This window comes from Comamonas sp. DB36, from assembly GCF_057914905.1.
The window spans coordinates 3719346-3737414 of sequence record NZ_CP196631.1 but is presented as its reverse complement, the minus strand read 5'-3'; the positions used below and the strand labels follow the sequence as shown (position 1 = coordinate 3737414).

Genomic DNA, 18069 nt, shown 5'->3' with positions numbered 1-18069 from the left:
CGGGGCTTCGACAGGCTCAGCCCGAACGGACCAAGCGTTCGTGCTGAGCCGGCGCCGCTGTTTATTGAGAGTCCACGGCCCCTTTGACCACGGAAAACCGCGCCAGCGTGCGATCCCTTGCCTCGGCATGGTCCACGATGGGGCGCGGATAGCTTGAAGCGCCCAGCGCTTCGCCTGCATCGACCAGCGACACACCTGCCGCCGCCAGCTCCAGCGGCCCGGCCTTCCACGGCGCGTGTATCAGCTTGTCGGGCAGGGCGGCGAGCTGCGGCAGATAGCGGCGGATGAAGCGGCCCGCGGCATCGAACTTCTCGCTCTGGCTGATGGGGTTGAAGATGCGGAAGTAGGGCTGGGCGTCGCAGCCCGTGGAGGCCGCCCATTGCCAGCCGCCATTGTTCGCCGCGAGATCGAAATCATTGAGCTGCTCGGCGAAGTACTGCTCGCCCCAGCGCCAGTCGATGCCCAGGTCCTTGACCAGAAAGCTGGCTACGACCATGCGCAGCCGGTTGTGCATGTAGCCGGTCTGGTTGATCTGGGCCATGGCCGCGTCGACCAGCGGGTAGCCGGTGCGGCCTTCGCACCAGGCGGCAAACAGGCGTTCGGCCTCGGCGCCGCTTTCCCAGACAATGGCGTCGTAGGCCGGCTTGAAAGCCTGGGTCACCACGCGCGGATGATGGGCCAGGATTTGGTGATAGAAGTCGCGCCACACCAGTTCGCTGAGCCACACGGCCGCGCCCGGGCTCTGGTGCTGCGACGATTCGGTCCAGGCCAGGCGCGCCAGTTCGCGTATCGACACGGTGCCAAAGCGCAGGTGCACGCTCAGATAGCTCGGGCCCTTGACGGCCGGGAAATCGCGCGTGTCGCCGTATTGCGCCAGGCGCGGCACGAAGTCGGCGAGCAGCTGGTCCGCGCCGACGCTGCCCGTGGGCAGTGCCAGCTGGTGCAGATTGGTGGGCTCGAAGCCTGTCTCGGCGAGCGTGGGCAGGTGGCGATATTGCGCGGGCCGGGGCGCGAGGTGGGCGGCATAGCGCTCCACCGGGTAGGACGACAGATAAAAAGCGTTGAGCTTGCGCAGCCAGGCGTTCTTGTAGGGCGTGAACACGCTGAACGGCGCGCCCGCAAGCGTCAGCACTTCGTCGCGCTCGAAGATCACATGGTCCTTGTAGGTGTGCAGCGCCACACCTGCCGATTGCAACGCAGCGCGCACGCGCGCGTCGCGCGCCAGCGACTGGGGCTCGTCATCGTGGTTGGCGAACACCGCCGTGGCGCCCAGCTGCTGCGCCAGGCGCGGAATTTCCTCTTCGGCCAGGCCCTGGCGCACGATCAGACCGGCGTCGGCCTGGCCGGCGAGCGTGCGCAGCTGGACATCGACACAGGCCAGGCTGTCGTGGATGAACTCGACGCGCCGGTCGGCGCGCGCCAGCGGCGCGAGGATGGCGTCGTCGAAAAGAAAGACGCAATGCACCTGCGCGCAGCCGCGCAATGCATGAAAAAGGGCGGCGTGGTCGCGCGTGCGCAGGTCGCGTCGCAACCAGACCAAGCCCACAGGTCCCGAAAGTGCCATGGATCACCGTTAAAATCTAGGAATGCCCGCTGATTCTGCGCCTATCAACTTGACGCACCATTTTCTGATTGCCATGCCCGGCGTCGAAGATGAGTCTTTTTCGCGCAGCGTGGTGTACCTGTGCGAGCACAGTGAGCGTGGCGCTCTGGGCTTGATCATCAACAAGCCCATGCCATTGAGCCTTGAAGGCCTGCTCGACAAGATCGATCTTTCCCTCGGACGCGAAGACCTGCGCACCGACATGGTGTACCGGGGCGGCCCGGTGCAGACCGACCGTGGCTTCGTGCTGCACGAGGCCTTCACGGCCGAAGGCAGCATTCCGTCCGACGAGTCCATTTACGCCTCGACCATGACCATTCCCGGAGGTCTCGAAATGACGACCTCCAAGGATGTGCTCGAAGCGCTGTCCAACGGCGCCGGCCCGCGCCGGGTGTTCGTCTCGCTGGGCTATGCCTCGTGGGGCGAGGGTCAGCTTGAATCCGAGCTGTCCGAAAACACCTGGCTCACGGTGGGCGCCGACGTGGCGCTGATTTTCGAGGCGCCCGTCGCCGAGCGCTACGACCGTGCCCTGGGCCTTCTGGGCCTGCAGGCCTGGTCGCTGTCCCCGGAAGTGGGGCACGCATGAGCGATTCTCCCGACACGGTGCCTGCGGCACCGTCGCCCGCGCGCGCCTCCACGGATGCGCCGCTGCGCGCCGCCGTGGTCGTGCCCACGCATTTCCAGAGCTTTCTGGCCTTTGACTTCGGCACCAAGCGCACGGGCGTGGCCACTGGCAGCCGCATGATGGGGCTGACGACTCCGCAGGCGACGATCAAGGCCGAAGGCGCGGATGCCCGCATGCTGCAGGTCGCGGCGCGCATCAAGGAATTCGAGCCCGACGCGCTGGTCATAGGCGTGCCTTACCACCCCGACGGCGCGGCGCACGAGAACACCGCGCGCGCGCTCAAGTTCGGCCGCCAGCTGCGCGGACGCTTCGGCCTGCAGGTGTTCGAAGTCGACGAGCGCTACAGCACCACCGAAGCCATTTCGGGCGGTGCGCGCGATGCCGACGCCGCGTCGGCCTGCATCATTCTTGAACAGTTTCTGAGGAGTCTTCCATGAACGATCCCATCGCCGGCGGCGCCGGCAGCGGCAGCCTGGTGCTCGACGCCGAGGCGCTGTACCGTGAACTGCTGCGCGGCGTGCGCAGCCTCATGGGAGCGTCGACGCGCCTGGCGGGCATCACTTCGGGCGGCGCCTGGCTGGTCGAGCGCCTGCACAAGGACCTGAACCTGCCCGGCACGCCCAGCGTGCTGTCGTCGGCGCTGCACCGCGACGACTTCGCGCAGCGCGGCATGGCCACCAGCGCCCAGACGCAGATCGACTTCGACGTCAACGGCGCCGACATCCTGGTGCTCGACGACGTGCTCTACACGGGCCGCACCATACGCGCCGTGCTCAACGAACTCTATGACTACGGCCGGCCCGACTGCGTGCGCCTGGCCGTGCTGGTCGACCGCGGCGGCCGCGAGCTGCCCATCCAGGCCGACTTCGCCGCGGCGCGCATCGCGCTGCCGCCGGCCCAGGCGCTGGCGCTGGCGCGCGACGACCAGGGACGCTTCCATTTCCGCATCCAAGAGGCCTGACCGTGTTGTACAAGCGCAATCCCCAGCTCAACAAGAACGGTGAGCTGATTCACCTGCTGTCGACCGAAGGCCTGTCCAAGGACATCCTGACGCATATCCTCGACACCGCGGCCAACTTCGTCAGCGTCAACGACCGCGAAGTCAAGAAGGTGCCGCTGCTGCGCGGCAAGAGCGTGTTCAACCTGTTCTTCGAGAACAGCACGCGCACGCGCACCACGTTCGAGATCGCCGCCAAGCGGCTGTCGGCCGACGTGTTCAATCTGGACATCGCGCGCAGCTCGGCGAGCAAGGGCGAGTCGCTGCTCGACACCATTGCCAACCTGTCGGCCATGGCCGCCGACATCTTTGTCGTGCGCCACGGCGAGTCGGGCGCGCCTTACCTCGTGGCCCAGCATGTGGCCCCCCACGTGCATGTGGTCAACGCCGGCGACGGCCGCCATGCCCACCCCACGCAGGGGCTGCTGGACATGTACACCATCCGGCACTACAAGAAGGACTTCTCCAACCTGCGCGTGGCCATTGTGGGCGACGTGCTGCACTCGCGCGTGGCGCGCTCCGACATCCATGCGCTCACCACGCTGGGCGCGGCCGAAGTGCGCGTGGTCGGTCCGCGCACGCTCGTGCCTTCCGACCTGTCGCTGATGGGCGTGCGCGTGTTCCACACGCTGGAAGAAGGCATTCGCGACGCCGACGTGATCATCATGCTGCGCCTGCAGAACGAACGCATGACCGGCGCGCTGCTGCCCTCGAGCCAGGAATATTTCAAGGCCTTCGGTCTCACGGCCGAGAAGCTGCGCCTGGCCAAGCCCGATGCCATCGTGATGCACCCCGGACCTATCAACCGCGGCGTCGAGATCGACTCCGAAGTGGTCGACGGCCCGCAGGCCGTGATCCTGTCGCAGGTCTCGTTCGGCATTGCCGTGCGCATGGCCGTGATGTCCATCGTTGCCGGCAATGAGGCTTGAAGCACCCCCTGAGCGGCTGCGCCGGATGGCCGGCCCCCGCTTCCCCCTCTCATCCTTCGGTGGAGGGGGACGACACCTTCGGTGCGGGGCGGCCCTTCCTCGGTGTCCCCGTGCTGGCGAGCGCCAGTTTCATAGGCCATCAATTTTTGACTTGAAATTTTTGCTAGCCGTCCGTGACCGGACGGGGCATTGGGTGTGAAGTATGAAACTACTGATCCAGAACGGCCGCGTCATCGACCCGGCCCGGGGCTTTGACCAGGTCTGCGACATCGCGGTCGACGCCGGCAGCATCGCCGCCATCGGCGCCCAGCCCGCGGGCTTCGCGCCCGATCGCGTGATTGACGCCAAGGGCTGCTGGGTGCTGCCCGGCCTGGTCGATCTGGCCGTGCGCCTGCGCGAGCCCGGCCACGAACACGAAGGCATGCTGCAAAGCGAGATGGCGGCCAGCGTTGCCGGCGGCGTGACCAGCCTGGTCTGCCCGCCCGACACCGACCCCGTGCTTGACGAGCAGGGCCTGGTGGAAATGCTCAAGTTCCGCGCCGAGAAGCTGCACCAGTCGCGGCTGTTCCCGCTGGGCGCGCTCACGCGTGGCCTGGCCGGCGAAGTGCTGACCGAGATGAACGAGCTGACCGAGTCGGGCTGCGTGGGCTTCGGCCAGGCCGACGTGCCGCTGGCCAGCACCCAGACCCTGCAGCGCGCGCTGCAGTACGCTGCGACCTATGGCTACACCGTGTGGCTGCGCCCGCAGGAAATGCACCTGGGCAAGGGCGTGGCGGCCAGCGGCCCGCTGGCCACGCGCATGGGCCTGTCGGGCGTGCCGGTGTCGGCCGAGACGATTGCGCTGCACACGATCTTCGAGCTGATACGCGGCACGGCGGCGCGCGTTCACCTGTGCCGGCTGTCGAGCGCCGCGGGCGTCGAGCTGGTGCGCCGCGCCAAGGCCGAAGGCCTGAGCGTCACCGCCGACGTCAGCATCAATTCGCTGCACCTGACCGATACCGACATCGGCTACTTCGACAGCAGCGCGCGCCTGAACCCGCCGCTGCGCCAGCAGCGCGACCGCGACGCGCTGTCGGCCGCGCTGGCCGACGGCACGATAGACGCGCTGGTGTCCGATCACACGCCCGTCGATGACGACGCCAAGGTGCTGCCGTTTGCCGAAGCCGAACCCGGCGCCACCGGCGTCGAGCTGCTGCTGTCGCTGGCCGTCAAGTGGTCGCAGGCGCAGCAAGTGCCGCTGGCGCGCGCCATTGAAGTGATCACCGCCGCGCCCGCGCGCGTGCTGGGCACGGCGCTGGGCGAGCTCAGGGAGCAGATCGGCCAGCTGCAGGTGGGCGGCGCCGCCGACCTGTGCATCGTCGATCCGGACGCGCATTGGGAAGTCACGCCCGCAGCGCTGGTGAGCCAGGGCAAGTGCACGCCGTTTGGCGGCTACGAACTGCCGGCGCGCGTGCGCTGCACGCTGGTCGCGGGGCGCATTGCCTTCGAGCGTGGCTGAGTCCGGCTGGGCGCGGCGCGGCCGCGCCGGCGCGCGCCTGCTGCGCCTCGCAGGCCATCTGCTGCATGGGCTGTGGGTCATCTTCACGCGCTTTCCGCGCCTGTCGGTGGAGCAGCGCAACGCCCATGTCCAGGCCTGGGCGCGCGGCCTGCTGCCGCGCGTGGGCGTCGAGTTGCAGGTGCATGGCACGCCGCCGGTGGGCGGGCCGGTGCTGCTGGTCGCCAATCACCTGTCGTGGCTGGACATTCCCGTGCTGCACGCCGCGCGCCACTGCCGCTTCATCTCCAAGGCCGATGTCGCCTCCTGGCCCGTGCTGGGCACGCTGGCGCGCGCCGCCGGAACGCTCTACATCGATCGCAACTCGCGCCGCGACACGCTGCGCATGGTCAACGTCATGGCCCAGGCGCTGGCGCAGCGCGATGTGCTGGCGGTGTTCCCCGAAGGCACGACCGGCGAAGGCCGCGAACTGCTGCCGTTTCGCGCCAATCTGATCGAAGCCGCGCTGCAGTCGGGCGCGCCCGTGCAGCCGCTGGGGCTGCGCTTCATCGACCCGGCGACGGGCGAGGACAGCGAAGCGCCGATCTACGCGGGCGATACGCCGCTGTGGACTTCGGTCTGGCGCACGCTCAGCGCGCCGGCGATCATTGCGCGTGTAGGCTACGGCCAGGCCCAGACCGCCGACGGCCGCGACCGCCGCACCTGGGCACGCGACTTGCAGGCCGAAGTCGACCGTCTCCGGCGCGCTTAGTCGTTTTTCGCGCATAGGGGTCGCGGAAATCCGCGATAACCTACAGGCCTGAAGTCCCGCGCAGAACGCAGCGCTTGCGTTACGCTGCACGCAGCGCTTTTTCACATCACAGCTACAGGTGCATCCATGAAAATTTCCCGTTTATCCCTGCTGGCCCTGGCGCTGGCCGCGGCGACCACGGCCCATGCGGGCAAGACGCTAGACACCATCAAGCAGCGCGACCAGATCAGCATTGGCATCAGCAGCGGCGTGCCGGGCTTCTCGGCCGCCGACAGCAAGGGCCAGTGGAGCGGTCTCGACGTGGACGTGGGCAAGGCGATCGCCGCGGCGCTGCTGGGCGATGCGGGCAAGGTCAAGTGGGTGCCGCTGGTCTCGCAGCAGCGCTTCACCGCACTGCAGTCGGGTGAAGTCGATGTGCTGTCGCGCAACACCTCGGTCACGCTGACGCGCGACGCATCCATGGGCCTGGCGTTCACCGCCGTGGTGTTCTACGACGGCCAGGGCTTCATGGTGCCGGCCAAGACCAAGGTAACAAGCGCCAAGCAGCTCAAGGGCGCTACGGTCTGCGTGCAGGCCGGAACCACCTCCGAGAAGAACATGACCGACTTCTCGCGCATCCACAAGCTCAACCTCAAGCCCGTGGTGTTCGACAAGTTCGACGCCGCCAACGCCGCCTATTTCGCGGGCCGCTGCCAGGCCTATACGACCGATGCCTCGGGCCTGGCCTCGGTGCGCGCCAAGGAAGCCAAGGACTCGAAAGAGCATGTGATCCTCACCGACCTGATCTCCAAGGAGCCGCTGGGCCCGCTGGTGCGCCGCGGCGACGACGAGTGGCTGGCCGTGGTGCGCTGGGTCGTGCACGGTCTGGTCGAGGCCGAGGAAAACGGCATCACCCAGGCGAACGTCGACAAGCTCAAGCTTGATACCACCGACCCGACCATTGGCCGCCTGCTGGGCAAGACCGAGGACACGGGCAAGCTGCTGGGCCTGGACAAGGAATGGCTGGTGCGCGCGATCAAGGCCGTGGGCAACTACGGCGAGATCTATGAGCGCAACGTCGGCGAGAAGACGCCGGTCGGCCTGGCCCGGGGCAAGAACAAGCTCTGGACCGACGGCGGCCTGATGTACGCCCTGCCGGTGCGATGAGCGAACCGCGCCCGGCAGCCTTGATTCCCGCGCGGCGCGCGCCGGCGCGCGCGCGCCCGGGCTGGTCCTGGCACCACCCCGCGACGCGCGCGCGGGTCTGGCAGCTGCTGGCGCTGCTGGGCGTCGTGGCGCTGCTCGGCTGGCTGGTCTACAACACCCAGGCCAACATGGCCGCGCGCGGCATACGCAGCGGCTGGGATTTTCTGCGCCAGACCGCGGGCTTCGACATAGGCGAACAGCCGATTGCGTTCGAGTCCACCGACACCTACCTGCGCGCGTTTGTCGTCGGCCTGCTCAACACGCTGCGCGTGGCGCTCGCGGGCATCGTGCTCAGCACGCTGCTGGGCGCGCTGGTCGGGGTGGGGCGCTTCTCGCGCAACCTGCCGGTGCGCGCGCTGTGCCGCGGCTATGTCGAGCTGTTTCGCAACGTTCCGCTGCTGGTGCAGCTGCTGGTGTGGTATCTGCTGCTGGTCGAATACCTGCCCGACACCACCGAAGCCTGGACCTGGGGCCAATCGGTGTTCCTCAGCAAGTCGGGGCTGGTGCTGCCTTTTCCCGTGCACGGCGCGGATGGCTGGCACTGGAGCGTTCCCGTCATCGACGGCTTTGCCATCGACGGCGGCGCGGCGCTGTCGCCCGAATTTCTCGCGGTGCTCGCGGGCCTGACGTTCTACACCGCGGCCTTCATTGCCGAAGTGGTGCGCGCCGGCATTGCCGCCGTGCCGCGCGGCCAGATCGAAGCCGCGCAAAGCATTGCACTGAGCCGCTGGCAGACGCTGCGCCTGGTCACCGGCCCGCAGGCGCTGCGCGTGATGGCGCCGCCGCTGACCAACCAGTATCTGAACCTGACAAAGAATTCCTCGCTGGCCGTGGCCGTGGGCTACCCCGATCTGGTGTCGATTGCCAACACCAGCCTCAACCAGACCGGCCGCGCGCTCGAGTGCATTGCCATCGTGATGCTGGTCTACCTCACGCTGTCGCTGGCCACCGCGCTGCTGATGGGACGGCTCGACCAGCGCGATCTCGCGCGCCAGGAGCCATGAGCATGCAGCCCCGCGAAACGATTCCTGCCCGGCCCGCTCCTCCCCGTTCAGGCGGCTTGCGCGCCTGGGTGCGGCGCGAACTGTTCGGCAGCTGGGTCAGCACGCTGACCACGCTGGCGCTGCTCGCCTGGGCGCTGTGGGCGCTGCCCGGCGCGCTCGACTGGCTGCTGTGGCGCGCCGTCTGGCAGGCCGATGCCGACGCCTGCCAGGCCGCGCGCGGCATGGGCGCCTGCTGGGGCGTGATCACCGAGAAGCACCGACTGATCCTGCTGGGCCGCTACCCGCTCGAAGAGCAATGGCGCCCGGTGCTGGCCACCGGCCTGCTGCTGGCGCTGGTGATTGCCAGCGGCATGCGGCGTTTCTGGACGCGCTGGCTGGTGCTGGCCTGGGTGCTGGTCTGGGCAGTGTTCTTCGCGCTGATGCGCGGCGGCGTCGCCGGCCTGGCCGAAGTGCCCACCGAGCGCTGGGGCGGTCTGCCGCTGACGCTGATGCTGACCACGCTGTCCATCGTGCTGGCCTGTCCGCTCGCGGTGCTGCTGGCTCTGGGCCGGCGCTCGCGCATGCCCGCGATACGCGGCCTGTGCGCGCTGTTCATCGAGCTGGTGCGCGGCGTGCCGCTGATCTCGGTGCTGTTCATGGCGAGCTTTCTGTTCCCGCTGTTCCTACCCGTGGGCGCTACGCCCGACGTGCTGGTGCGCGTGCTGCTGGGCATAGCGCTGTTTGCCGCGGCGTATCTGGCCGAGACCGTGCGCGCCGGTCTTCAGTCGGTTCCCCTGGGCCAGCTTGAGGCTGCGAACAGCATAGGCCTGTCGTGGTGGCAGACGCAGCGCCTGGTGGTGCTGCCCCAGGCGCTGGGCGCCGTGGTGCCGGGGCTGATGAACAGCTTCATCTCTATCTTCAAGGACAGCTCGCTGATCACCATCGTGAGCCTCTACGAGCTGACCGGATCGCTGGGCCTGGCGCTCAGCGGCGACCCCGAGTGGCGCCCGTTCATGGTGGAGGGCTACCTGTTCATCACCGCCATCTATTTTGTGGTCTGCGCGGCCATGTCACGCTACAGCCTCTGGGTCGAGCAGCGGCATGCACGCGGCCTGGCCCGTTGAAAGAAAAGCTGCATGCCAGACACTCCCATGGTCCGCTTCGAGCGCCTGAACAAATGGTTCGGGCGCGACTTCCATGTGCTGCGCGACATCGATCTGGAGATCGCGCGCGGCGAGCGCCTCGTGGTCTGCGGCCCTTCGGGCTCGGGCAAGTCGACGCTGATTCGCTGCATCAACGCGCTCGAGCCTTTCCAGGAAGGCAGCCTGTCGGTGGGCGGCGTGGCGCTGGCCGTCGAGGGCCGCGAAGACCTGCGCGCAGTGCAGCAGGTGCGCCGCAGCGTGGGCATGGTGTTCCAGCAGTTCAATCTGTTCCCGCACCTGAGCGTGCTCGACAATTTGACGCTGGCGCCGCGCAATGTCGGCAAGCTGCCGCGCGCCGAGGCCGAAGCCCAGGCGCTGGCCCAGCTCGAGCGCGTGCACATTGCCGAGCAGGCGCACAAGTTTCCGCAGCAGCTCTCGGGCGGCCAGCAGCAGCGCGTGGCGATAGCGCGCGCGCTGTGCCTTGCGCCGCAGATCCTGCTGTTCGACGAGCCCACCTCGGCGCTGGACCCGGAGATGGTGCACGAGGTGCTGGACGTCATGGTCGAACTCGCGGGCCAGGGTATCACCATGGTCTGCGTGACCCACGAAATGGAATTCGCGCGCTCGGTCGCCGACCGCGTGGTGTTCATGGACCAGGGGCAGATCATCGAGCAGGCGCAGCCGGATGCGTTCTTTTCCAATCCGCAGAGCGAGCGGGCTCAGCAGTTTCTGGATAAGTTGCTGGGGCGGAAGTAGGTCTTGTTCAGGGTTTGCCTGTAGCAGGCTGCGCCCTGAAACGCCCTTCGACAGGCTCAGGGCGAACGGGGTGGAGAAGGTTGAAAATCTTAAATAGAGCAGGGTGTTCAATCCTCGTTCGTCCTGAGTCCTGAGCCTGCCGAAGGATCGAAGGATGAACGTCCCAGCCTCGAAACCTCGGCCCAATCTCCCCGGATCATCGCTTCCTTCTTGCGACGGCTCCAGCCCTTGATCTGCAGTTCGGCCGCAAGCGCTTCTTCCCGCGTGGCAACTTCCTGCGCAAAGACCAACTCTACGGGCCGTCGTTGGAAGGTGTAGCAACCAGTGAAAGCGCCGGAAGCGTGCTCCGCAATCCGCCGCTCCAGCGCATCGGTATGCCCGGTGTAATAACTGCCGTCGTGGCAGCGCAGGATGTAGACCCAGAAGCCCATGGGGTTCTCCGTTTTGCCCTTCGACAAGCTTGTATGGTTTGGTCTCCATCAACCAAACTTCAAGAAAGGGCGAGGAGCCGGGATGGAGGGACATCGACAGGCATCGGCCGTTGCTTTAGACCCAACGGACCGACTTCTTGAGTCATTACCCCATCCCTGCGCCGAGCGTCGATAAGGAACCTGGCGACGTCACCTGCATTTGCAGTCTCGATCGCCAATTCTTGCAAGCTCACGCCGACAGCAGGGTCCACCCCGGCACTCGTATTTTGAGCGATGAAGATCCAACAAGCTACTAATTTTGTTGGTGTGGATGTGGCAAGCGCGCATTTGGACGTCGCCATTCAGGGACAGACTCGTGTGCAGCGATTCGACAACACCGCCAAAGGTATAGCCCAGTTGCTGCGCGCACTGCCTTGTGGATGCGCGATAGGGCTTGAATCGACAGGCCGCTATCACCAGGCGCTGGCACAGGCTGCACATGCAGCAGGCCTGAGCGTTTATGTGCTCAACCCGCTGGACGCGCGCCGCTATGCGCAGTCTGTGGGCCAGCGCGGCAAGACCGACCGCATTGATGCCCTTATGCTGGCGCGCTACGTTTGCCGTGAGCATGAGCAACTGCGCCAATGGCAGCCGCCCACACAGACCCAAGAAGAAGTGCGTGAACTCATTGGCCACCGCGCAACCTTGGTGCGTCAGCGCAGCGCGCTGACGCAAGCGGGCAGCCACAGCAAGATGCTCAAGAGCTTGGATGCCCCGGTGCTTCAGGCGTTGAAGCAAGCCATCGAGCGCGTCGATGCGAAACTTGCTGCGGCCATCAAGATGGACCCACCCAGCCAACAGGCATTCGAACACATTACCTCTGTACCAGGACTGGGTCTGGTCTGCGGATCGCTGCTTGTGATGCTGTTCGGGCGTATGCAAGAACGTAGTTCGGATGCAGTGGTTGCATTCACCGGACTGGACCCACGCCCGAATGATTCGGGCAAGAAGATGGGCCAAAGGCGGCTGTCCAAGCGGGGTTGGCCGGAGATCCGGCGCCTGCTGTTTGCAGCCGCGATGTCAGCTGCGCGAACCAAGACTTGGAGCGGGTTGTATGAGGCTCAGCGCAAAAAGGGATTGAGCACGACAGCTGCGCTGATCGTGCTTGCTCGAAAACTGCTGCGTGTAGCGTTCGCGCTGTTCAAGCAGAAAAGCTGCTTCGATGGTTCACGGATGGCGGTAAACGCTTGACGAAAACCATAGAAGCTCAGGGCGAACGGGATGGTCTCCCGTTCGTCCTGAGCCTGTCGAAGGATGAACGGCCTGCCCTCAGACAGGCGCTACTTTTCCCTGGGGAACGCCACCACATGTTCCATCGCCAGCGCCATTCCCACCCATTCGCCGATCTCATGGTTGTGGTGGCTGGGAACATGGGCCATCACGGTCTGGCCGCTGGCCAGGCGCATGGTGTAGAGGAATTCCGAGCCGCGGAATGACTTGCGCACGATCTGCGCCTTGACCGGGGCGTCGTCGACATGCACCACGTCGTCGGCGCGCAGCAGCACGTCGCATTCGCCATCGGGGTAGCTTGCGGGAAGCGGGCATTCGGCCATGTCGCTGAGTTCGCCCAGCGGGGTCTGGGCGACCACGCCGTTCTCGCGCATCACCAGGCGCGCTGGCAGAAACACGCCGTGGCCTATGAAATCGGCGACAAAGCGCGTCGCGGGCCGGTGGTACAGCGTATAGGCGTCGTCCCATTGGTGCAGCTCGCCGTGGTTCATCACGCCGATCACGTCGCCGATGGCAAAGGCCTCGAGCTGGTCGTGGGTCACGAACAGCGCGGTCGCGCCCGCAGCTTTCAGAATGGCGCGCACTTCGTGCGCCAGGCGTTCGCGCAGGTCGACATCGAGGTTGGAAAACGGTTCGTCGAGCAGCATCAGCTGCGGGCGCGGCGCGAGCGCGCGCGCCAGCGCGACGCGCTGCTGCTGTCCGCCCGACAGCTCGTGGGGAAAGCGCGCGGCGCTGCCTTCTAGGCCCACCAGCGTCAGCACTTCGGCAACGCGCTGCGCCTGCTCGCTCTTGCGCAGCGTGTGGATGCCAAAGGCCACGTTCGCGCCCACGCTCAGATGGGGGAACAGCGCGTAGTCCTGGAACACCATGCCTATGCGCCGCTGTTCGGGCGGCAGCGAGACCGTGGCGCTGCTGACGATCTGGTCCTGCAGGCGGATTTCACCGCTGCTCACGGGCTCGAGCCCGGCCACGGCGCGCAGCAAGGTGGTCTTGCCGCAGCCCGAGGGGCCGATCAGCACGCCGATGTCACCGGCGTTCAGGTTCAATGAAACGCCTTGGACGGCGGCCTGCGGGCGGCCGGCATAGCGCACCCCGAGTTGGGAGACCTTGAGAAACATTCCTTGATTGTAGGGCGGTGCAAATGCTTAGAATTCGCATTTGCGCGAAAGGCCCTGGCCGACGCCGCAGCTCCCGTGCCTCCCTCCCCCAGCCGAGCTATATCTTGCGCCGCATCACTCTTGCCTTCCGCTCCCTGCCCCTGATCCTGCTGGCGCTGCTGCTCACCTTACCCGTGCTCGCGGTGTTCGCCGCCTGGCTGCCCTGGGGCGGCACCGACACCCAGGCCGGTCCCATCCTGCGCGAAATGGCGTCCACCGTGCTGCCCGGCTATGTCTGGACCACGGTCTGGCTGGGCCTGATGGTGGCGCTGGGCGCGGCCGTGGTCGGCACCGTGGCCGCGGCCATGGTCACGCTGTTTGATTTCCGCGGCCGGCGCACGCTCGAATGGCTGCTGCTGCTGCCGCTGGCCATGCCGGCCTACGTCACTGCCTATGCCTATACCGATTTCCTGCAGTTCAGCGGCCCGCTGCAGGTCTGGTTGCGCGAAACCTACGGCCTCGAAGGCCGGCTGCTGCCCGAAGTGCGCAGCCTGGGCGGCGCGGTCTGGGTGTTCATCTTCTCGCTCTATCCCTATGTCTATCTGCTGGCGCGCACCGCGCTGGGCGAGCGCGCCGCGCACCTGATGGAAGCCGCGCGCCTGCTGGGCGCGCCGCTGCGCCGGCGCATTCTCACGGTGGCGCTGCCGCTGGCGCGTCCGGCCGTGGCCGCAGGCGTGGCGCTGGTGCTGATGGAAACCCTGGCCGATTTCGGCGTCGCGAGCTATTTCGGCATTCAGACCTTCACCACCGGCATCTACAAGGCCTGGCTGTCGATGGACAACCGCATTGCCGCGGCCCAGCTCGCCACCTTCCTGCTGGTGCTGGTGGTTGTGCTGCTGCAGGTCGAAGTGCGCGCCCAGCGGCGCATGCGTTTCGTGACCAACGGCGTGGGCCGCGCGGGCTCGGCCGAAGCCCAGCCTATGCGCCTGCGCGGCACGCATGCCGCCATCGCCTGGCTGGTCTGCCTGCTGCCGGTGCTGATGGGCTTTGTCGCGCCGGTGTTCTTCATGCTGCGCCCGCTGGCGGCCGACTGGTCGGTGCTGCCCTGGTCGCGTTTTCTCGATTGGGCCTGGAACAGCGTGCGCCTGGGCGGCATCACCGCGGTGCTGGCCGTGGCGATCGCGCTGGCGCTGGCCTTTGCCGTGCGCCGCCGCCCCGACGCGCTCACGCGTGGCGTGGTGCAGCTTGCCAGCCTGGGCTATGCCGTGCCCGGCGCGGTGATTGTCGTCGGCCTGCTGCTGCCCGTGGGCTGGCTGCAGGCGGCCGCGCCCGACTGGGGCCTGGCATCGCTGATCACGGCTACGGCCACGGGCATTGTCTGGGCGTATCTGGTGCGCTTTTGCGCGGTCGCGCTGCAGTCCATGCAAAGCGGCTATGCGCGCATTCCCGTGAGCTTCGATGATTCGGCGCGCATGCTGGGCACGGGCAGCTGGGGCCTGATGGCGCGCGTGCACTGGCCGCTGCTCAAGCGCTCCACGGCCGCGGCGGCGCTGCTGGTGTTTGTCGACGTGATGAAGGAGCTGCCCGCGACCATGGTGCTGCGGCCGTTCAACAGCGACACCCTGGCCGTGGTCGCCTACCAGCTCGCGCGCGACGAGCGCCTGGGCGAAGCCGCGCTGCCCTCGCTGGCGCTGGTCGCCGTGGGGCTGGTGCCGGTGATCATGCTGAGCCGCACGCTGCGTTCGAAGTGACGGGCGCTGGGTAAACTGGTGCCATGAGCCAGAACCCTTCTTCCCCCGCCACGGATTTCCCGGTCACGATCTACCACAACAGCCGCTGCAGCAATTCGCGCGGTGCGCTGGCGCTGCTACGCGAGCGCGGCATAGAGCCGACCATCGTCGACTACATCGCCCAGCCGCTCGATGCCGCCGCGCTGACGGCGCTGATCGCGCAACTGCAGATGCCGGTGCGCGATCTGCTGCGCAGCAAGGAGACGGTCCACGCCGAACTGCAGCTCGAGGCACCCGCGGTCACCGATGCCCAGTTGATTGCCGCGGTTGCCGCCCACCCGGTGCTGCTCAACCGGCCCATCGTCGTCACGCCGCGCGGCGCGGCGCTGTGCCGTCCGCCCGAGAAAGTGCTGGCGCTGCTGCCCGCATGAAACCGGGCTGCGCGCCCGGCGTCTACTCGCGCTGGCCCGATGCGCTGCGCGCGCCCGGCCGGCGCCTGGCCTATCTTGGGCCGGCCGGTACCTGGACCCATCAGGCCTGTCTGCAGTGGCGCGATACTGCGCAGTTGCAGCCCGGACCCGCAATGCAGGCCATGGCTGCAGACCAAGCCCTGCAGGCGCTGGCGCGCGGCTCGGTCGATGCGGTCTGCCTGCCCGTGAGCACGCGCCTGGTCGGCGCCACGCCTTATCTGCCGCTAGTGCTGGCGCTGCTTGAAGAGACCTGGCGCCAGCTGCCTGGCCCCGTGCTGCAGGTCGTGGGCGAATGCCGGCTGCAGCTGGGCTACAGCCTGATGGCGCGCCCCGGTGTCGCGCTGGCACAGCTGCAGGCGGTCTGCGCCCACCCCGTGGCCTTGCAGGAGGCCGCTCCCTGGTTGCGCCAGCATCTGCCGCATCTGGCCCTGCAGCCTAGCACCTCGGCCGGCGCCGCGGCCCAGGCCGTCGCGGCGGCGCACGATCAGGCGCTGGCCTGCCTGGGGCCGGCGCTCGCGGCCACGCTGCACGGGCTCGCGGTGCTGCAGGACGGCATAGAGCAGGGCCCGCATAACGAGACCCGCTGGTGGCTGCTGGCCAGGGCCGCGCGGCCCGCCACCGTGGTCGATGCACGGCAGCCCTGGCTGGGCCCGTTCGCGCTGGCCCACGCCGCGGCGGGGCCGCCGTAGGGCCGGCACGCAGCGCCCGCAAGGCGACAGCCGCTATGCTGGGGGCATGAACCTGCTGACCTTTCACCTGACCACGCTGGCGCTGCTTTCGGGCCTGGGCCACAGCATCGTGGTCATCGCGAGCCTGCTGGTCTACATGGTGGCCACGCGCATAGGCCAGCAGCGCCGCCACCCTTCGGCCGCGCTGGCCTGGGTCGTGGCCATGATCGCCTTTCCCTACGGCGCGCTGCCGCTGTTCCTGCTGATAGGCAGCCGCAAGTTCCTGCGCCCCGTCCAGCGCCAACCGGCGGCGCTGCCGGCGCCGCAGACCTGGGGCGACCAGGGCTATCTGGGCGATGGCGTGGAAGACGCGGGCACGGCGCCGCCCGAATGGGTGGCCCGCCTGCTGCGTGCGCTCGACCTGCCCGAAGCCATGCGCAACACGCGTGTGCAGTTCCAGTCGAGCGGCGAAGAGGCGCTCGCGGCCTTGCTCGCGACGATAGACAGCGCACAGGATCAACTGGTGCTCAGCACCTATGTGCTGGCCGCCGACACCACGGGCGAGCAGGTGGCCCAGGCCCTGCAGCGCTGCGTCGCGCGCGGCGTGCGGGTGCGCGTGCTGATCGACGCCATCGGCAGCCTGCAGACGCCGCGCACGCTGCTGCGCGACTGGCGCGGCATGGGCATTGCCGTGCGGCGCTTCATGCCGCTGCTGCACAACCCGCTCTACGGCCGGCTCAATCTGCGCAACCACCGCAAGCTCGTGGTTGCCGATGCCCGGCTGCTGTGGAGCGGCGGGCGCAATCTTGCCGACGAATACTTCATCGGCAAGAACGGCGCGCCGCCCTGGATAGACCTGGGCTTTGTCGTCGAAGGCCCGCTTGCGGCCCAGGCGCTGGCGCAGTTCGACGCCGACTGGCGCGCCGCGCCGGGGCGCATCCACCGCAAGAAGCACCGCGCGCCCGCGGTGGTGCGGCCCGCGGCGCTCGCGCCCGCGCCGGGCCAGTCCTGGACGCAGTGGATTCCCAGCGGCCCCGATCATGCCGACGACACGCTGCACGCGCTGCTGCTGTCCGCGGCGTTCCAGGCGCGCGAAAGCATCGTCGCGGTGACGCCGTATTTCGTTCCCGATGATGCGTTGCTCGCTGCCTGGACGCTGGCCTGCCGGCGCGGCGTGCGCCTGCGTCTGCTGCTGCCGCGGCGTTCCAACCACCGCCTCGCCGACTGGGCGCGCGAGCGCGCCTTGCGCCAGCTTGCTCAGGCCGGCGCCGAAATCCATCTGCTGCCCGGCATGCTGCACGCCAAATGCGTGCTGGTCGATGGCGAATGGGCGCTCAGCGGCTCGCTCAACCTCGACGCGCGCAGCCTGTTCCTCAACTACGAGGCCATGACCGCGTTTTACGGCCGGGCCGAAGTGCAGTGGCTGCAGGATTGGCACGAGGCGCTGCTCGCCGGCGCCGATCCCTATGTGCTGCGCCGGCCGTCGTGGCCGCGCGATATCTTCGAAGGCATGGTGCGCACCGTCGGCTTCCAGCTCTGAGCGCAGCGCTTTCAGCGCCGCAGTTCCTGCGCCACTTCGACGGTGTTGCGGATATCCAGCGTCAGCCGCGACAGGCTCGCGGCTTCGCCAGCCAGCCGGCGCCACAGCGTCAGCACGCCCGTCGTCGGGTCTATGCCCACGGCCGCGCCGCGCAGGTTCTGCCCGACGAAAGCCGCACAAAGAATGTCATGGGCTTGTTGCCTGTCGAGTTCGGCGGACCGGGTGTCCAGCGGGACGATGATCACGACATCGTCGCGCTCCTCGTCCCAGGCAAGAATCACGGCGCTGCTGTCTTCGGGCTCGATCACGCACAGTGCGCCATTGTCGAGCACAGGCGAAGGCAGGCGCACGGACTGACAGTAGCGTTGTACCAATCCTGGAAAATCGAGAGTGGGCAT

At 67.6% G+C, this 18069-nt stretch carries 19 protein-coding genes; 15 read left to right on the top strand and 4 right to left on the bottom strand.

Features of this window, described 5'->3' with window-relative positions:
- Positions 1 to 61: 61 nt before the first annotated feature.
- On the bottom strand, positions 62 to 1564 hold the full coding sequence (locus ACSVDO_RS17535) for a cryptochrome/photolyase family protein (RefSeq protein ID WP_332534870.1): 1503 nt from the start codon (positions 1562 to 1564) through the stop codon (positions 62 to 64).
- A gap of 22 nt (positions 1565 to 1586) precedes the next feature.
- Here ACSVDO_RS17535 and ACSVDO_RS17530 point away from each other — a divergent pair, with 22 nt between their 5' ends.
- The 10 genes from ACSVDO_RS17530 (at position 1587) to ACSVDO_RS17485 (ending at position 10466) form a co-directional block, all read left to right on the top strand.
- Positions 1587 to 2189 (top strand): YqgE/AlgH family protein, encoded by a 603-nt coding sequence (locus tag ACSVDO_RS17530; protein ID WP_332534869.1) that lies wholly within the window; start codon positions 1587 to 1589, stop codon positions 2187 to 2189.
- Positions 2186 to 2665: a Holliday junction resolvase RuvX gene (gene ruvX, locus ACSVDO_RS17525; protein WP_489593695.1), complete on the top strand. Its 480-nt coding sequence runs from the start codon at positions 2186 to 2188 to the stop codon at positions 2663 to 2665. The genes ACSVDO_RS17530 and ruvX overlap by 4 nt, the downstream gene beginning before the upstream one ends.
- Positions 2662 to 3189 (top strand): bifunctional pyr operon transcriptional regulator/uracil phosphoribosyltransferase PyrR, encoded by a 528-nt coding sequence (gene pyrR / locus ACSVDO_RS17520; RefSeq protein ID WP_332534866.1) that lies wholly within the window; start codon positions 2662 to 2664, stop codon positions 3187 to 3189. Before ruvX ends, pyrR begins: the two co-directional genes overlap by 4 nt.
- 2 nt (positions 3190 to 3191) lie before the next feature.
- The gene (locus tag ACSVDO_RS17515; RefSeq protein ID WP_332534864.1) at positions 3192 to 4154 is read left to right on the top strand and encodes an aspartate carbamoyltransferase catalytic subunit; all 963 of its coding nucleotides are present in this window, start codon (positions 3192 to 3194) and stop codon (positions 4152 to 4154) included.
- A gap of 202 nt (positions 4155 to 4356) precedes the next feature.
- Positions 4357 to 5652, top strand: a complete 1296-nt coding sequence (locus ACSVDO_RS17510) for a dihydroorotase (protein WP_332547623.1) — start codon at positions 4357 to 4359, stop codon at positions 5650 to 5652.
- On the top strand, positions 5645 to 6400 hold the full coding sequence (locus ACSVDO_RS17505; protein WP_489593692.1) for a lysophospholipid acyltransferase family protein: 756 nt from the start codon (positions 5645 to 5647) through the stop codon (positions 6398 to 6400). The genes ACSVDO_RS17510 and ACSVDO_RS17505 overlap by 8 nt, the downstream gene beginning before the upstream one ends.
- Positions 6401 to 6526: 126 nt before the next feature.
- A complete protein-coding gene (locus tag ACSVDO_RS17500; RefSeq protein WP_332547625.1) occupies positions 6527 to 7546 on the top strand; it encodes an amino acid ABC transporter substrate-binding protein in 1020 nt (339 codons plus the stop codon).
- Complete coding sequence (locus tag ACSVDO_RS17495) at positions 7543 to 8589, top strand: amino acid ABC transporter permease (RefSeq protein ID WP_332534859.1); 1047 nt, start codon at positions 7543 to 7545, stop codon at positions 8587 to 8589. Before ACSVDO_RS17500 ends, ACSVDO_RS17495 begins: the two co-directional genes overlap by 4 nt.
- The gene (locus ACSVDO_RS17490) at positions 8586 to 9692 is read left to right on the top strand and encodes an amino acid ABC transporter permease (RefSeq protein WP_489593689.1); all 1107 of its coding nucleotides are present in this window, start codon (positions 8586 to 8588) and stop codon (positions 9690 to 9692) included. Before ACSVDO_RS17495 ends, ACSVDO_RS17490 begins: the two co-directional genes overlap by 4 nt.
- A gap of 12 nt (positions 9693 to 9704) precedes the next feature.
- Positions 9705 to 10466, top strand: a complete 762-nt coding sequence (locus tag ACSVDO_RS17485) for an amino acid ABC transporter ATP-binding protein (protein WP_489593687.1) — start codon at positions 9705 to 9707, stop codon at positions 10464 to 10466.
- A gap of 107 nt (positions 10467 to 10573) precedes the next feature.
- On the opposite strand, the gene ACSVDO_RS17480 is transcribed toward ACSVDO_RS17485, so the two are convergent.
- A complete protein-coding gene (locus tag ACSVDO_RS17480; RefSeq protein ID WP_489593686.1) occupies positions 10574 to 10897 on the bottom strand; it encodes a GIY-YIG nuclease family protein in 324 nt (107 codons plus the stop codon).
- Positions 10898 to 11170: 273 nt separating this feature from the next.
- Here ACSVDO_RS17480 and ACSVDO_RS17475 point away from each other — a divergent pair, with 273 nt between their 5' ends.
- Positions 11171 to 12127: an IS110 family RNA-guided transposase gene (locus ACSVDO_RS17475; protein WP_489593684.1), complete on the top strand. Its 957-nt coding sequence runs from the start codon at positions 11171 to 11173 to the stop codon at positions 12125 to 12127.
- A gap of 89 nt (positions 12128 to 12216) precedes the next feature.
- Here ACSVDO_RS17475 and ACSVDO_RS17470 read toward each other — a convergent pair whose 3' ends face one another.
- Positions 12217 to 13284 carry an ABC transporter ATP-binding protein gene (locus ACSVDO_RS17470; RefSeq protein WP_489593682.1) on the bottom strand — a complete coding sequence of 356 codons (1068 nt, stop codon included), beginning with the start codon at positions 13282 to 13284 and terminating at the stop codon, positions 12217 to 12219.
- A 101-nt stretch (positions 13285 to 13385) separates the two neighbouring features.
- On the opposite strand from ACSVDO_RS17470, the gene ACSVDO_RS17465 reads away from it, so the two are divergent.
- The 4 genes from ACSVDO_RS17465 to ACSVDO_RS17450 are packed head-to-tail and all read left to right on the top strand — an operon-like array spanning position 13386 to position 17671.
- On the top strand, positions 13386 to 15014 hold the full coding sequence (locus ACSVDO_RS17465; RefSeq protein WP_442881584.1) for an ABC transporter permease: 1629 nt from the start codon (positions 13386 to 13388) through the stop codon (positions 15012 to 15014).
- 23 nt (positions 15015 to 15037) lie between these two features.
- Positions 15038 to 15424: an arsenate reductase (glutaredoxin) gene (arsC, locus tag ACSVDO_RS17460; protein ID WP_489593680.1), complete on the top strand. Its 387-nt coding sequence runs from the start codon at positions 15038 to 15040 to the stop codon at positions 15422 to 15424.
- Positions 15421 to 16152 carry a prephenate dehydratase domain-containing protein gene (locus ACSVDO_RS17455; RefSeq protein ID WP_489593678.1) on the top strand — a complete coding sequence of 244 codons (732 nt, stop codon included), beginning with the start codon at positions 15421 to 15423 and terminating at the stop codon, positions 16150 to 16152. The genes arsC and ACSVDO_RS17455 overlap by 4 nt, the downstream gene beginning before the upstream one ends.
- Before the next feature lie 46 nt (positions 16153 to 16198).
- Positions 16199 to 17671, top strand: a complete 1473-nt coding sequence (locus ACSVDO_RS17450) for a phospholipase D-like domain-containing protein (RefSeq protein ID WP_332534844.1) — start codon at positions 16199 to 16201, stop codon at positions 17669 to 17671.
- 11 nt (positions 17672 to 17682) lie between these two features.
- Here the strand turns inward: ACSVDO_RS17450 and ACSVDO_RS17445 are convergent, their stop codons facing one another.
- The gene (locus tag ACSVDO_RS17445) at positions 17683 to 18069 is read right to left on the bottom strand and encodes a type III secretion system chaperone (RefSeq protein ID WP_489593676.1); all 387 of its coding nucleotides are present in this window, start codon (positions 18067 to 18069) and stop codon (positions 17683 to 17685) included.